General features: G+C 43.4%; 14 protein-coding genes. 6 read left to right on the top strand and 8 right to left on the bottom strand.

Annotated features, from left to right (window positions below):
* Positions 1-34: 34 nt before the first annotated feature.
* The 3 genes from gpt (at position 35) to TY87_RS19215 (ending at position 1,591) form a co-directional block, all read left to right on the top strand.
* Complete coding sequence (gene gpt, locus TY87_RS19225; RefSeq protein ID WP_012071340.1) at positions 35-532, top strand: xanthine phosphoribosyltransferase; 498 nt, start codon at positions 35-37, stop codon at positions 530-532.
* A 267-nt stretch (positions 533-799) separates the two neighbouring features.
* The gene (locus TY87_RS19220) at positions 800-1,207 is read left to right on the top strand and encodes a DUF2914 domain-containing protein (protein WP_072840651.1); all 408 of its coding nucleotides are present in this window, start codon (positions 800-802) and stop codon (positions 1,205-1,207) included.
* Positions 1,208-1,258: 51 nt separating this feature from the next.
* Complete coding sequence (locus tag TY87_RS19215; RefSeq protein WP_100188298.1) at positions 1,259-1,591, top strand: DUF1904 family protein; 333 nt, start codon at positions 1,259-1,261, stop codon at positions 1,589-1,591.
* A 91-nt stretch (positions 1,592-1,682) separates the two neighbouring features.
* Here TY87_RS19215 and astB read toward each other — a convergent pair whose 3' ends face one another.
* The 4 genes from astB to TY87_RS19195 all read right to left on the bottom strand — a co-directional run bounded on the left by astB (position 1,683) and on the right by TY87_RS19195 (position 6,751).
* Positions 1,683-3,029, bottom strand: a complete 1,347-nt coding sequence (astB, locus tag TY87_RS19210; protein WP_100188297.1) for an N-succinylarginine dihydrolase — start codon at positions 3,027-3,029, stop codon at positions 1,683-1,685.
* A gap of 33 nt (positions 3,030-3,062) precedes the next feature.
* On the bottom strand, positions 3,063-4,535 hold the full coding sequence (gene astD / locus TY87_RS19205) for a succinylglutamate-semialdehyde dehydrogenase (protein WP_198432139.1): 1,473 nt from the start codon (positions 4,533-4,535) through the stop codon (positions 3,063-3,065).
* Between the two features lie 67 nt (positions 4,536-4,602).
* Positions 4,603-5,667, bottom strand: a complete 1,065-nt coding sequence (astA, locus tag TY87_RS19200; RefSeq protein WP_072840648.1) for an arginine N-succinyltransferase — start codon at positions 5,665-5,667, stop codon at positions 4,603-4,605.
* 70 nt (positions 5,668-5,737) lie between these two features.
* The gene (locus TY87_RS19195) at positions 5,738-6,751 is read right to left on the bottom strand and encodes an arginine N-succinyltransferase (protein WP_100188296.1); all 1,014 of its coding nucleotides are present in this window, start codon (positions 6,749-6,751) and stop codon (positions 5,738-5,740) included.
* Positions 6,752-6,905: 154 nt separating this feature from the next.
* Here TY87_RS19195 and TY87_RS19190 point away from each other — a divergent pair, with 154 nt between their 5' ends.
* Positions 6,906-7,127: a DUF1653 domain-containing protein gene (locus TY87_RS19190; RefSeq protein ID WP_072840646.1), complete on the top strand. Its 222-nt coding sequence runs from the start codon at positions 6,906-6,908 to the stop codon at positions 7,125-7,127.
* 21 nt (positions 7,128-7,148) lie between these two features.
* Here TY87_RS19190 and TY87_RS19185 read toward each other — a convergent pair whose 3' ends face one another.
* The 4 genes from TY87_RS19185 to TY87_RS19170 all read right to left on the bottom strand — a co-directional run bounded on the left by TY87_RS19185 (position 7,149) and on the right by TY87_RS19170 (position 13,481).
* Positions 7,149-8,129: a LysR family transcriptional regulator gene (locus TY87_RS19185; protein WP_100188295.1), complete on the bottom strand. Its 981-nt coding sequence runs from the start codon at positions 8,127-8,129 to the stop codon at positions 7,149-7,151.
* Positions 8,130-8,241: 112 nt separating this feature from the next.
* Complete coding sequence (locus TY87_RS19180) at positions 8,242-11,331, bottom strand: efflux RND transporter permease subunit (protein ID WP_100188294.1); 3,090 nt, start codon at positions 11,329-11,331, stop codon at positions 8,242-8,244.
* A complete protein-coding gene (locus TY87_RS19175) occupies positions 11,331-12,443 on the bottom strand; it encodes an efflux RND transporter periplasmic adaptor subunit (protein ID WP_100188293.1) in 1,113 nt (370 codons plus the stop codon). Before TY87_RS19175 ends, TY87_RS19180 begins: the two co-directional genes overlap by 1 nt.
* A gap of 129 nt (positions 12,444-12,572) precedes the next feature.
* Positions 12,573-13,481 (bottom strand): LysR family transcriptional regulator, encoded by a 909-nt coding sequence (locus tag TY87_RS19170; RefSeq protein ID WP_100188292.1) that lies wholly within the window; start codon positions 13,479-13,481, stop codon positions 12,573-12,575.
* Positions 13,482-13,657: 176 nt separating this feature from the next.
* On the opposite strand from TY87_RS19170, the gene TY87_RS19165 reads away from it, so the two are divergent.
* On the top strand, positions 13,658-15,148 hold the full coding sequence (locus TY87_RS19165; RefSeq protein WP_100188291.1) for a CoA-acylating methylmalonate-semialdehyde dehydrogenase: 1,491 nt from the start codon (positions 13,658-13,660) through the stop codon (positions 15,146-15,148).
* Positions 15,149-15,334: 186 nt separating this feature from the next.
* Complete coding sequence (locus TY87_RS19160; RefSeq protein WP_100188290.1) at positions 15,335-15,946, top strand: COG3904 family protein; 612 nt, start codon at positions 15,335-15,337, stop codon at positions 15,944-15,946.
* The last annotated feature ends 25 nt before the right edge of the window (positions 15,947-15,971 follow it).

The following is a 15,971-nucleotide window of genomic DNA, read 5'->3' as shown; positions in this document are numbered from 1 at the left end:
ATCAGAACCAATAGCGAAAGGCGTAGGAGCTTTGATGACCCCTTATTCAAAAGATTTTCCGGTATCTTGGGAAGAGTTACATAGGAATGCTCGCGCTTTGTCTTGGCGTTTGCTTGAGCAAGGTCCTTGGAAGGGAATTATTGCGATTACTCGTGGCGGTTTAGTGCCAGCGGCTATTTTATGTCGTGAAATGGATATTCGCCTGATTGATACGATTTGTATTGTTAGTTACGGTGCCGGCGAGAAAGGCGATGGAGTAATGAAGCAAGGTGAGCTGAACGTTTTGAAAGGCGTAGAAGGCGACGGTGAAGGCTTCATTTTGATTGATGATCTAGTTGATACAGGGCGTACTGCGGCAAAAGTACGTGAAATGTTGCCTAAAGCTCATTTTGCGACCATTTACGCAAAACCTGCTGGTAAGCCATTGGTTGATACTTTTATTACCGAAGTAAGCCAAGATACGTGGATACGTTTTCCTTGGGATATGGAATATACTTTTTCAACGCCCTTGGCGGATCGTCAAGCAAAGTAAGTATTCACTTCAGCCACATATATTCCTTAAAAAGAAAGTCTAAAAAGAAAGCCTCAACAGAAAGTTAGTTATTGTTTGACACAAAAGAAGCGAGAGAGCTTGCAAAATTACACAAAACTCTCGTTTCTTTTACACAGTTTTCAGCTAACTTTATGGTTATATTCGTCTCTAAAGAAGAGTTAAATAAAAATTAAGGTCGGCGAGAAAATGGCTATTTCACGCATTTTTAATGCAAACATTTTTATACAAGTACAATAGGATTTTAATATGTGGCAAACGTTAACTAAAGTTGCTTTGGCTGGTATTTTATCGTTTGCGATGATTTTACCAGCTTGGGCTGAAGGTACAGTGGCTCGTGCTCAATTTTCAACAGATGTTGTAGATCGAGAGCCGATTGATGATATTGGGCCCACTGTAAAAGTAGAATATGGCGAAATACAAAGAGTGTATTTCTTTACTGATTTACGTGATATGTCTGGCAGCCAAGTTATTCATCGTTGGAAACTGGATGGCGAAGATCAAGCTGATATAGGATTTGATATAGGTGGTGACCGTTGGCGAGTATGGTCAAGTAAACGATTAATGCCTGGTTTTGATGGTAAATGGAGTGTTGATGTCGTTCAGGATGGCCAAGTGATTGAAAGTCGTTCATTCGATTATGTAGATGAAGGTTAGTAAATCAGGCATTATTTACTGCTAAATTGTTGATATCGACTAAGGATTAATATGCCTCATTTACGTGTTCGTGGACTAGCTTTTGACGAATTAGAATCTATCGCAGATATCCTGATAGAAAACTTAGCTGAAATTACTGATACACCTAATTTACATTTTACACTTGAGTACCAAGCAACGACGTATCTTGCGGTTGGCGGCGCTTCTCCTGCTTATCCATTCTTTGATGTTTTGTGGTTTGACAGAGGCGATGAAGTAAAGCGCAAAGTAGCGTTAATCATCGAAGAATTGGTTAGACCATTGGTAGATAGTGGCCAAGACATTACCGTTTTGTTTCATGATCTACAGGGCAAAGATTATTACGAGAATGGCGAGCACTTTTAAGAGATAACCCCCTCCCAACCTCCCCCTTAGCAGGGGGAGGAGCTGAAGCCCCTTATCTTCAAGTGTAGGGTTAGGGTGGGGTTGTTCGAGACTATCTTTGAAATTCGTAGACACTTCCCAAGTGCATTATCTGAGTTAATTCATCTAATGCGTTGCGGCTTTCGATTAACAGCTGCGGATCGGCAAGGTCTTTTTCATGCAGTTCATCCCGGTAATGCTTATCTACCCAGATATTTAAACGCTCAAACAAGGCGTCATTCATCAGTGTCGATGGATTAATAGCTTGTTGCTCAGCTTGCGTTAGGGCAACGCGAAGTCGAAGGCAAGCTGGGCCGCCGCCGTTGCTCATGCTTTGTTTGAGGTCGAAGACTTTGATCTCATTGATCGGCGATTGACCAATAACTAGGCTATTTAAATACGCCCAAACTGCTGGGTTATTTTCGCATTCTCCCGGTACAACCAAAACCATGTCATCGTCGCCACGGCTTAATAGTTGGCTGTTAAACAGGTAAGACTGAATGCAGTCTTGTACTGATACGGCATTACTCGGAACTTCAATCAAGTGGAACTTAGATTCTCTTTCTCCCCAAGCTGTGAGCAAGTCTTGCTTCATCTTGGCGGTATCCAAGAAGGCTTCTTGGTGATAGAAGTGCGCATTGCGATTGCCAACGGCGATGACGTCATTGTGGAAAACACCAGCGTCGATGACGTCTGGATTTTGTTGTGCGTAAACCACTTGATTTGCTGATAATCCATGACGACGCGCCACGGCCTGTGATGCTTCTAATGTATGGCGAGCTGGAAACTTAGCAGGATGTGGCGCGCTGTTGTTGAAGGCTTCCATTCCATACACAAAGAATTCGATGCCTTGTTCGCCATAACCATGGCAAAAACGTGTGTGGTTTGCTGCTCCTTCATCGCCAAAGTGATCGACACTAGGCAACGCTGGATGATGAGCGAAATGTTTTTCGTCTTTAAAGGTCGCTTGTAAAATCGCGCCAGTGGTTTCATGTTCGATGGAACGATGGAATTTATTTACTAAGTTTGCAGGCGTGAAATGCACTCGCTTGTCACTGGTGTCACCACTTGGCGATACGGTTGCAGCGTTGGCTGTCCACATACAAGACGCAGAACTAACCGCAGCAAGCAGCTTGGGTGCTTGTTTGGCAGCTTGTTCTAATATATTTGCGTCACTACCAGAAAAACCTAAACGGCGCAGCGTTGGGATATGTGGGCGCTCGTGTGGCGCGAGTACACCTTGAACAAATCCCATGTCAGCCAAGGCTTTCATTTTTACTAAGCCTTGTTTTGCCGCTGCTTTTGGATTGGATGGACGTGCCGAGTTATTCAATGAAGCGACGTTACCAAAAGATAGGCCGCTGTAGTTGTGGGTTGGGCCCACTAAGCCGTCAAAATTGGCTTCTGTCGCAGTGTTCATAATGACCTCTTGTAAATTGTGTCTTCTGTGTCGTTAAAGGGTAATGCCGTGACCAAGTTTTTCCGGCATGGTTAAGCTGTCTGCCTCAATACTGGCAACTGGGTAAGCGCAATAATCTGCTGCATAGTAAGCGCTGGCTCTATGGTTGCCACTAGCGCCTGTGCCACCAAATGGTGCGTTGCTTGATGCACCGGTAGTTTGGCGGTTCCAGTTGATAATGCCAGCACGGCTATACTGTAAGAACCATTCATACTCGGCTGCGTCATCGGATAAGAGACCGGCAGACAAACCAAACTTGGTGTTGTTGGCGATGTTCATGGCTTGATCCAAAGAGTCATAACGAATCACCGTCAGCAAAGGGCCGAAATATTCCTGATCTGGAAGCTCGTCTAGCATGTCTGTTGCGTCGATAATACCCGGTGTAACAAAGCCGGTTTGGCTGTCGCCGCGGGTCATTTCTAGGATTGGTGATGCGCCTAATTTGATCAGTTTTTGGTAGGCTTGCAGTAAACCGTCGGCGGCTTGAGCTGATACGACAGGTCCCATGAATGGCTGTTCGACCGCATCAAAACGATCGATTTTTAGCGCTTTGGTTGCCGTTACTAGGGACTGCAAAATCGCATCGCCAAGCTTGCCTTTCGGCAATAATAAACGACGGGCACAAGTACAACGCTGTCCTGCTGATATAAAGGCTGACTGGATGATTTCATGCACGGCAGCACGTTGATCCGCCACTTGTTCAGAAACTAATAATGGGTTGTTGCCGCCCATTTCTAACGCCAAGATTTTGCCCGGATGGCCAGCAAAATCGTTGTGTAAAATGTGACCTACTTGTGGACTGCCGGTGAAGAATAATCCGTCGATGCCTTGGTGATTGGCCAAAGCAACGCCAGTGTCGCGCTCGCCTTGAATCAAGTTAAGTACGCCAGCTGGCAGACCAGCTTTTTCCCATAACTGAATGATCAAATCCGACGTAGCAGGAGCTTGCTCGCTTGGTTTAAAAACTACTGTATTACCTGCAATCAGCGCTGGAACTATGTGGCCATTGGGTAAATGCCCGGGAAAGTTGTAAGGGCCAAATACAGCAACCACACCATGTGGACGATGGCGTAGTCGGGCTGTGGCACCAGGCATAGGCGTGGTCTTTTCACCTGTTCTTTCGTGATACGCCTGTTTGGAAATCGCGACCTTGCCCACCATAGCAGCGGCTTCGGTGCGGGTTTCCCAGATTGGTTTGCCGGTTTCGCGGCTAATGGCGGTAGCGATTTCTTCGCTGTGCTGTTTTACCAATTCTGCGAAGGCTTCAATAATCGTTAAGCGTTCTTCTAAAGGGCGATTAGCCCAAGTAGGAAATGCAGAGCGAGCAGACTTGATGGCTAAATCTACTTGGTCTGAAGTGGCTGTGTTGGCTTGCCATACTAAACTTGCATCTGCTGGGTCGATAGAGCGGAGTAGCTGGCCTTCGCCTGCTAACCATTGACCATTAATATAATGTGCTTGTTTCATGATAGCTCCTGTTAATTCGTGCACTTTTAACTTTAGTACTTTCAATTCTGATAAAGGTTAAGCGCACTTATCTTGAATAGGGTGATAGTTCCACGATTCGAACGGGTTCTTTGTTTATTATGCAGAGGCAGTCTGCTTCCTCTTGAGTCAAAGTCATAGCGCTGCCAGGCGGTATTGAGCGTTGAATCAGAATGCAACGAAAGTCTTTTACCTTGGCATTCGAGACAAGATAGTAATTACCTTCGCTCATCCCTTCGCCCTTGCCTTCACGGATGCCTTTAGGTTGACCTATGTTAGCAAGGCAAAGTCGGCTGTCACGGACTGCTCGTATGTCTTGCACACGAGCCTCTAAACTTGGGCCGCCATCAAAAATGTCGACGTAGTTTTCATAACGAAAGCCTTCTTGTTCTAATAAACGACGGGCTGGCACCGTATTTTTGTGAACTTGTCCCAAGACGTCGCGGGCTTCTTGTGGCAGCAAGTTAACGTAGACTGGGTTGTTCGGCATAAGCTCAGCAATAAACTGTTTGTTACCTTGAGAGGTAAGTTCGTCAGCTTCTTTAAAATCAATAGAGAAGAAGTGGCGGCCAAGACTCTCCCATAGAGGAGAAATGCCATTTTCATCACTAACACCACGCATTTCCGCGAATACTTTATCGGTAAAACGTTCAGGAAATTGTGCCATGAACATAAAACGTGCCTTAGAAAGCAGTTGGCCGTTTTTTGAATGACGGTAATCTTCTTCTAAAAACAGTGTGCAGATCTCACTAAATCCGGTGAAGTCATTATTAAGTATCAGAGTAGGAATGGCGTTATGTACACCAAGTTCACGGGATGCGTGAGTAATGGTTCCTAGATGATAGCTGTAGAAGGGTTCATCTAAACCAACCGTAGCTAATATTCCACAGGTACCAACAATGTCACCTGTTGTGGTATCTTCAAGTACCATCAAATAATCTTCATTGTGGGGCTTGGTGACGTTTTCTTTGTTAAAAGAACGCACGGCGCCGTCGATTTTCTTTTGTAGAATGGCTTCATCAGACACCAAGGAGGTAAAACCAATGCCGGTTTTTTCTGCAAGTCGGTAAAGTGACTTTAGGTCATTCTGACAAATGGGGCGTATGACCATCATGATGGTGTTCCTCGTATTTAATTAAGCTGCTTTTGACGGTTATTAAGATCATGCAGATCGTTATTATTGTTTATAGAGCAACCCACTGGATACGCTTTCCGGATGAAATGCCTAGCCTTTCTTGGGTCGATTTTTCTAATGCTAATCCTGCTACTTGCGGCTCAGCAGGTGCGGCAGTCACTCTGAAATTCTCTAAATGGCCTGCAGATATAAGATGGATAGCGCCTTTTGAGGTTTCTGTTAGCGTCAGTGCCTTGTCTGTTTTCTGGTTGGTAATGGTGTGCAGGCTTTCTGTTCTTGCTTCGATACTAGGGCCGGCATCAAATATGTCCACATAGCCACGGAACTCAAAACCTTCATCTAATAAAATGTCTGCACTTTGCCCTGAGTTTTCATGCACTACACCAATTGCTTCTTGTGCGGCTTCTGGCAAGGTCGGAACATAAATCGGGTAGCGAGGCATTAATTCTGCGATAAAATTTTTATTGCTGACACCTGAAAGATAGTCGGCTTTCTTGAAGTCCATGGTAAAAAAGTGTTTTCCCAAGGCGTCCCAAAAAGCAGAGTAGCCGTGTTTGTCACTTTCGCCGCGCAATTCTGCAAATAAACGCTTAGTAAAACGCTCTGGATAACGAGCAATAAAGAGTAGGCGTGCTCTGGATAACAAAGACATAGCAAGGGGGTTCTGGTGCGCCTTGTCGACCACTAAGGCAATAAGTCGGCTGGTTCCGCTATAGTCATGGCATAAGAAGAGTGCAGGAATTCGATTGTGAATTTGCAACTGTGGCGACGCATGAACCACTTCATCAATGCGATAGCTGTAAAACGGTGTATCGACTCCCACCATGGCATCGATGCCACAACAACCAACAATCTGTTCATTGCTGGTATCCACCAACACAAACAAGTAGGATTCGTCGCCTGGCTGTACGACATCAGTTTGAAAAGAACGACGAGAAGACGCGATTTTGTCGTTGAGGCGTTCTCTGTTTGCGGGGAAGTTTGTAATACCAATACCCGCCTGTTGAGCAAGGCGTTCCAGCGCAGGAAGATCGGCAAAATCTACTGGACGTACTAGATACATAGAAAATTCCTGAAAATGGGTTAGGGCGATAATATGTAAGTATTATTGCTGAGTTCTATAGTACGTGTAAGAGAGTAACTTTCGCATTAGCGACAAGTTTTTCTAGATATTGGCTAATTATGGTCGATTTTTAAAAAGTATAGAGGTTTTAAATATGAAAGCGGGCGTTTATCAACATTATAAAGGGGCGCTGTACTGGGTTGAGCGAGTGGCAAAACACAGCGAAACTGAGGAAGAGTTAGTTATTTATCAGGCTTTATATGGAGAATTCGGCTGGTGGGCAAGACCGCTAAGTATGTTTCAAGAGTCTGTTGAAATAAATGGTGAAAGAATCCCGCGCTTTGATTGGGTTAGATCGGAGCGCGACGCGGGATAATTCTACTAGAATGTGGATGCATCAAACTGGTGGATGCATCCAGGGAGATTCACGCATAAAGTAAATGATCTGTTCTCTCAGCCAACGATGGGCAAGGTCATTATTGAAGCGTTCATGCCAAAAAATATGGATAGGGTGTCGACCACTATATTCATCGAGCTCCAATACTTCTTTTGGAATTGGCAATAATTTCACGGGATAAAAGTGCGCTTTTTCGCACATTACCTGTAAGAACAAATCGCCGATTGAGCGAGAAGTGACGAGCGCCATTCCTCTTTTTACCGCTTGCATAGCGACCATCAAACTGTCTGTTTCCAAATCTGGTTGAATGCAATGACCTTGTTGTTTTAGCTTTTGCTCAGTTTTAGAAAAAGTGCTGTGTCGGTTGTTACGCAAGTGATGGGTGACCACTTTGTGGGATAACAGCTCTGTTACCGTCAACTCTTCTTTGTGATAAAGCGGATGCGCTTCACTTAATATAATACAAGCTTCCATGTAGCCTATTAGCTTGCTGCGAACATTACCGGGCGTATCGTTGATGCGCATAATCCCAAGATCTACATTGCCTGAAACTAGTTCATCTAGGTGGGAATCTCCCCATGAACTTATGGCTAATCGCATGCCTGGTGCCTGATATTGTAATGACGCTAATAATGGCTCAATAAAATTTTCTAAATCTCCTTCATCTACACGTAGCTTGAAACGTCGATCTAGGTTTTTTAAATCTAGTGAGTTCGGGCTCATTAATTCAGAAAGAGAGTTTAAAATTGGCTGAATTAAATCGTGTAATTCCGAGGCTCGCGCTGTTGGGCTAAGACCATAAGCTTGGCGAGTGAAAAGCGAGTCTTTAAATAATTCTCTTAAGCGTTGCAAGCTCTTGCTCAGTGCTGGCTGTGTCACTCCAAGTCTTTCTGCGGCGCGTGAAACACTGCCTTCTTCCATAATAGTGACGAAAGCGACGAGTAGCTTAATATCTAGTTTTAAGATGTCGTCTAGATGCATGATCTTCTCAATAGTATTTTTAGATTAGAAAGCAGGAGCCTTATCTATTCGATAAGGCTCCGTCCTCTAAATACAATGGTTAGTTATTATTTAAAGGTAATGTTAAGCGGTATTATTCAAAATCTTCGTGATGACGATATTTGACTCGGAATAATATAGTGTAAAACACAGGTACAGCGATCAGTGTCAGTATTGTCGCGAAGCCTAAGCCAAAGGAAATGACCACGGCCATGCCTTCAAAAAACGCATCGTAAAGTAATGGCACCATACCAAGAATGGTCGTGATAGCGGCCATACAAACTGGACGGACACGGCTTACAGCAGAGATGAATATCGCTTCATACTTCTCTGTGCCTTGCTCAAGTTCATAGTTTATTTGGTCCGCTAATACGATACCATTTTTCACCGTCATACCTGACAAACTCAAGAAACCAAGCAAAGCCATAAAACTGAATGCTGAGTTCATCACCAGTAAGCCGGTAGAAACCCCAATCAATGCTAGTGGCACACAGAACCAAATGGTTAGTGGCACACGAATTGAGTTAAACAGTAATATGGTGATGATAAACATAAACAGGTAGCCCATAGGCAAAGCCTTGAATATGTTAGCTTGAGCATCGGTACTGCTTTCGTATTCTCCGCCCCAATCTAATACGTAACCAGGTGGTAAATGAATAGCTTCGATTGCACCATGTGTACGAGAGAAGATCGCCATTGCGGTTTCATCACCTAAAATTTTAGGGTCAGCCATCACCGTAATAGTACGTTTACGATCTCGACGTTCAATAATTGGATCTTCCCACACGGTTTCAAATCCAGACACCAACGTAGAAAGGGTCACATAAGATCCTGACGCAGGGCTATAAATTTGTAAATCGCGAATTTGATCGATAGAAACGCGTTCATTTTCAGGCGCTGTTCGCACGATAGGTAACAAATCTGTACCTTCACGATACAAACCAATTTGAGATCCAGTAAAGTTAGTCAACAAAACGTCGTCTAATTCAGCTTTACTGATACCTAGGCGTCGAGCTTGAGCATCATTAAAGATTGGGCGAAGTACCTTAACAGGCTGGCGCCAGTTGTCTTTGATATTTTCAAGTCCACCGTCAGCGCGATAAATCTCTTGGATTTGTGCACTTACTTGACGCAAAAATTTAGGATCTGGACCACTAATACGAGCTTCCAGTTTAGCACCACTAGATGGCCCTAATTGTAGGCGTTGTAGTTTTACTTCCAGCTCCGGATACTCTTCCTGCATTTTGTAATACAAGTCTTTGAGTAAGCTAGGAATTACGTCAGCATTTTTGGTACGAATAATGAACTGAGCGTAACTTGAGTTAGTTTGTTCCGCTGTGTAGGTCAACATGAAACGCAAAGCACCTTGGCCTGTTGTTGACGTTACATTGTTAATACGATCGTCTTTCAACAGATCACTTTCAATCTGTTTTACGGTTTCGTAAGTGCTATCAATGTGGGTTCCTTCCGGCATCTGAATGTCCATATAAAACATTGCGGTTGTCGAAGGTGGGAAAAAAGATTGTTTTACAAATTGGAAAGCCCAACCTGCAGTAAATAAGCTACCAATTAAAAGAATGACCGTTACCCAGCGGTAGTGCATAGCTTTATCTAGCAACCATTTATAACCAGTAAAGATAAAACCTTTGTAAGGGTCGACTAGCTCTTCTGCTGAACCGTCTTCATTGTTGGCTTTTTGGATTGTTTCTTTGAAGAATAAATCACAGAAAAAAGGCGTCAGTGTAATAGCTGTGATCCAGCTTAATAGCAGAGAAATCAACAAAACATAGAACAGCGAACCAACGAATTCACCAACAGCATCAGGTGATAAACCAATCGGTGCAAAAGCGGTAACCGCAATGACGGTTGCACCTAAAAGCGGCCATTTAGTTTGTTTTACCACAGCGCTGGCCGCTTGCAATTTGGTCATGCCTCTTTGCATGCCAATTAGCACCCCTTCGGTCACTACGATGGCATTGTCTACTAGCATCCCGAGGGCGATTATCAAACCACCTAAGGAAATTCGTTGTAAGTTGATATGGAAGTAATCCATCACAATGAAGGTACCAAGAATGGTAAGCAATAGAATGATACCAATCAAAACACCGGAACGAATACCCATGAAAACCAAAAGAACTAGGATAACGATACCAACGGCTTCAACCAAGTTGAGCAAAAAGTTCGATACAGAACGATCCACTTCTTTCGACTGGAAGTAAATTGGTTCCATGTTTAGACCAACAGGTTGTTGATACTGTAGTTCTTCAATACGGTTCTCTAAAGCTTCGCCAATTTTCACCACGTTTACATCTGATGAGAAGGAGATACCGAGCAGGAGTGATTTAGCCCCATTGAAATCAACTATTTGAGTTTGTGGCTCAACATATTCACGTTTAACGGTAGCGATATCACGTAGACGAATTAAGTTTCCATCCGATGGAGTACCGACAATAAGGTTCTCAAGCTCAGATATGTCTTTGAATTCACCAGTCGGGCTAATGCGAATATACTCGCTGCCAACTTTTACGCGTCCAGCGTTTGATACACTGTTTTGGTTCGATAATAAGTCTTCTAATTGGCTTGGTGCGATGCCCATATTGGCCATTTTAGAACGAGAAATTTCAATGGTGACTTGCTCATCTTGTTCTGCAGCAACAGTCACTTTCGCCACACCATCAACCAATACTAATTCACGCTTGATGTAATCAACGTAATTTTTAAGGTCTTTATATGGATAACCTTCGCCAGTGATTGCCAGCATTACGCCGTAAACATCACCATAGTCGTCTAGCACCATTGGTGTTGCTACGCCGCTTGGGAAGCTGCCCTGAATATCTCTAATTTTCTTACGCACTTCGTCCCATATCTGCTTTAGTTCTTTAGCACGATAGGAGTCTTTAATGGTTAGCTGAACTTTTGAATAGCCTGCTTTTGAGGTCGATGTAATTTTATCAACATAAGGTAAGTTCTGTAGTTCCGTTTCAATAGGGTAGGTCACTTCCTCTTCTACCTGTTCTGGAGATGCACCAGGGTATTGAGTGATGATCAACGCATCCTTGATAGTAAATTCAGGGTCTTCTAATTGACCAAGACTGGTAAACGCAAGGGTACCACCGATCAATAGGATCAGAGTCACCATCCAGCTTGTTACTTTGCGTTGAATGAAATAAGCAGCAATATCCATTATAGACCTCGCTCACGTGTCCAAGGGCGAACATGCATTGACTCAGTGAGACTGTTTACGCCAGCGGCAACGACTTGGTCTCCCGCTTCAAGCCCGGAAGTGATTTCAATTTGATTACCTTGTAAGGATCCTAGTCTCACTACACGTGTATTCACTTTGCTAGTGTCTTTATTGAAAACCCAAACCGTGCTTTCGGATTTGCCTGTGTCAGTATTTTCGTGGCGCATAACCGCTTCAACAGGGATAACAATATGTCTTGTAATGCCTAAAAGGCGACTTAAATCGATGTCGACGTTTGCTGTCATGCCTGGTAATAAAGTATGTTTTGACTCACCATTACGGATCAAACTCAATGACACATCATAAGCCATCGTTGTTTGATCAGGCGTTGTATTGTGTTCTTTGTATATTCCTGACAATACTTCGTTTGGAGCGACGTCAACAACGACATTTGGTTGGTAGTCTGACTGTGTTGATTTAATACTGACCACTAGGCTTTCTGGAACTTGAAACTCAACATCTAAATCATCAATGTTTTGTATGTGCATAATAGGTGCAGCAGCGCTGATGTATTGGAAGTTTTCTGTCGAAACAGAGGAAATGACTCCTTTAAATGGTGCGTAAACCTTAGTGTATTGAAGTTGGTTTTTAGCAGATTGTAGGGCGTTATTAGTTTGATCCAATGTTGCTTTACTTGAGTCATACTCAGATTTAGTTGTAGCATTTTGCTTAAATATTGCCTGAATACGCTTAAACTGTGCCTCGGCAAGACTTTGGTTTGCTTCAGCAAGCTCTACTTCAAGTTTGAAATCAGTTGGATCCAGTAAAGCTAGAAGTTCGCCTTTATTGACCCGTTGACCAGCGACAACATTTACTTTCATTAATTGTCCACCAACGCGGAAGGCAATATCTGCTTCTTCACTGGCTTTTAATTCTGCAGGAAAGCGACGAATGTTTATTGAATCTGTTGCCTCAATGGTAATTAATTTTACTGGTCGCACAATTTCTTTTTCTACAGCTGATTCATCTTCGTTCGATGAACAGCCAGTTAGCAGCAGAGATGCTGCTAACGTTAAACCAATAATCGTATTAATACGTTTTTGGGAATTCATTGATTACTCCGTAAAAATATAGGAAATACTTAGATGAATGTATTTTATATCTCTGGAGTTAGGATATAAACTTTTAAATATATATGAAAGATATTCCCTATGTTAGATATCTGTCTTATAGGTTATGTTTTATTGGGTTTTTTCTAACTCATCTAAAAATGTTTCCAGAATGAGATTGGCACGAGCACCTTTTCGAGTGATTGCTGAAAACTGGGTGATGTAATGGCATTCATCGGGAAGAATGGCACGCATGCGGCCGTCACGAATCCAATGTTCTGCTACATGGTCGGGTAAAAAACCAATATAACGTCCTGTCAAAATAAGGAAGGCAATCCCTTCTCGGTCAGTCGCGGTAGCACTTGCGGTAAGAGGTTGGTGTTGGGCTTTTATTTCAGGTGTTTGCGCATAAGCAGGAAGTACTGCGTCAAAGTCTTTGAGTTTGTTTTTGGATATTTTGCCATCTGTGACCGAAAATAATGGATGAGTATCGCTGCAATAAAGTTTGGATTCTTCTTCGTATAGATGGTGATAATCTAAACCGCTGAGTATTTTTAGGTCTGGCACTATGCCAACATGCAAGCGCCCATCTAACACACCTCGTTCTACATCCGTGGGTGGAATCATCCGAATATTGATAGCAACTTGCGGGCCTTTGTCTTTTAGTCCTGCTAAAGCTCTTGTAATACGTGTATGTGGCAGGGTCACAAGATTATCGGTAATGCCAATGTTTAATTCACCTTTCAAATGTTGATGAAGCGCATTGATGTTGGTTCTGAAATCTTCGATGGATGACAATAGTTGTAAGGTGAAGTCGTATACTTTGCTACCTTCATTGGTTAGCGAAAAACCTGAGCGGCCACGTTGACATAAGCGAAAGCCTAAACGTGTTTCTAAATCAGATATGGCAATACTGATCGCGGCGCGACTGATATTTAACTCAACTTCGGCAGCGGAAAATCCGCCACATTCCACCACTGTTCGGTAGATTCGTAAGATACGAAGATCAGCATCGCTTACCTGGCTTTGAAATTGATTCATTATTTATTCTGCCCTAGAGATCTTAGTTAAGTAAAAGATTAACTAAGCGTTAATAGATTCGACTTTTTATAATCTATTCCTCTTGTCATAGTAGAGTCAATGTTTGTCATCAGTGTGGCTTTTACTCTGTCGTAATGATGCCAATAACCCTTTTATAATGACTATATGGAGTACTCATGGAAATCATCGGACACTTGATCGGCGGTAAACATTCAGAGCAAGCCGAACGTACTCAAGATGTGTTTAATCCAGCAACTGGCAAGGTGGCAAAAAAAGTTGCCATTGCTTCTCGTGAAACGGTAGAAGAAGCGATTTCAGCCGCTCAAGCTGCGTATCCAGAATGGCGCAATACTCCGCCATTAAAGCGTGCGCGCATTATGTTTAATTACAAAGCCTTATTAGAAAAACATTCCGATAAAATTTGTGAACTCATCGGTGCTGAGCATGGAAAAATTTGCCATGACGCTGCGGGTGAATTACAGCGCGGAATTGAAAACGTTGAGTACGCCTGTGGTGCACCAGAATTGTTGAAAGGTGAGTACAGTAAAAATGTTGGTCCAAATATCGATTCTTGGAGTGAGTTCCAACCGTTAGGTGTGGTGGCCGGTATTACGCCCTTTAACTTCCCTGCGATGGTACCACTGTGGATGTTTCCGATGGCGATTGTATGCGGTAATACGTTTGTCTTGAAACCGTCTGAACGCGATCCAAGTACCGCATTGTTTATCGCGGAACTATTGCATGAGGCTGGTTTGCCTGCTGGTGTATTTAATGTGGTAAATGGCGATAAAGTGGCTGTTGATACCTTATTGGAAGATAAGCGAGTAAAAGCCGTGAGCTTTGTCGGTTCCACGCCGATTGCCGAATACATTTATAGCAAAGCTAGCGCAAACGGCAAACGATGCCAGGCTTTAGGCGGCGCGAAAAATCATGCTATTGTCATGCCGGATGCGGATATGGATAACGTTGTCAGCCAGTTACTTGGTGCAGCTTTTGGCTCCTCTGGCGAGCGTTGCATGGCCTTGTCAGTAGCAGTTGCGGTTGGTAAAGCCGCTGGTGATGCTTTGGTTAGCAAAATGGCCGAAGCCATGAAGCCTCTTAAAGTGGGTGAATGTTCAGATAAAACCAATGACTTTGGTCCAGTTATCACTAAAGAGCATAAAGACAAAGTGGTTGGTTTTATTGATAGCGCTGAATCACAAGGTGCGACGATTGTTGTTGATGGTCGTCACCCTAATGTTTCAGGTTATGAAAATGGTTTCTTTGTTGGTGCGACGCTTATTGATGGCGTGACCAAAGACATGGAAAGCTACCAACAAGAGATTTTTGGTCCTGTGCTGCAAGTGGTTAGAGTCGATACTATGGAAGAGGCCATGACGCTGATTAATGACCACGAATACGGCAACGGCACTTGTATCTTTACTCGTGATGGCGAAGCGGCGCGTTATTTCTCGGATAATATTGAAGTGGGCATGGTTGGCATTAACGTGCCTTTACCAGTGCCTGTGGCGTATCACAGTTTTGGTGGTTGGAAGCGTTCTTTGTTCGGTGATCTACATGCTTACGGTCCGGATGCAGTGCGTTTTTACACCAAGCGCAAAACCATTACTCAGCGTTGGCCTTCAGCTGGCGTTCGTGAAGGGAAGAGTTTTTCTTTTCCTTCATAGGGATTAAACCTATAAAAGATTTGAGTTATTTAATGGCTGTTTGTCGAAAGATAAGCGGCCATTTTTTATATGCGAGAAATGTAAGCATAAAAACTTCTTGATACACTTCCCTCGTATTGGTTGGCAATATAAAGTAGCAGCGAAGGCTTGTTATGAATTGACACTTTTCTTTTCGCTAGGACCAATATGAATACCAAGATATCTTTTTTACATAGTGCTAAGTGGCTACCTGTTTTGCTGAGCGTTTTAATATCGGGTTGTGCCTTGTCACCTGAAAAAAAAGAAAGCGTTCAATCAAGTGCTGAGCTGACCATTGAAGTCGAAGGAAACTCGGCTTATTTATCTGGTGTCTTGGGCGTAGACCTCGTAAAGCAGCTAAGCGATATGGTGCGTAAAAATCCTAATGTCACGGATCTCGTTTTAGTTGATGTGCCAGGTTCTGTTGATCAGCAAGCAACAATGGAAGGTGCACGTTTGATCCGTCGACTTGGCTTGAAAACTCACATAGCGCCGACGGGTTACGTGCTTTCTGGTGGTGTTGATCTATTCTTAGGTGGTGTAACACGAAGTATTGGGGCTGGCGCTGGTGTTGGCGTTCATTCATGGTCAGATGGCACGAGAGTAGTAGCTAAGAGCTTGAGCGTTACCGATCCTGTGCATGCGGCGTATGTTAATTTTTATTTAGAAATGGGTGTGACAGAGAGATTTTATTGGTTTTCTTTGGATGCAGCTCCAGCGGATAGGGTGTACTTTTTATCACCAGAAGAAGTGTACGATTTTCAGCTAGCAACAGAATAACGTCGAATTACATTAACGTCTTAAG

Origin of the sequence: Marinomonas sp. BSi20584, assembly GCF_002792415.1 — a bacterium.
GTDB classification, from domain to species: Bacteria; Pseudomonadota; Gammaproteobacteria; order Pseudomonadales; family Marinomonadaceae; genus Marinomonas; species Marinomonas polaris.
The sequence above is the reverse complement of the archived record's forward strand: the minus strand, read 5'-3'. Positions and strand labels throughout refer to the sequence as shown.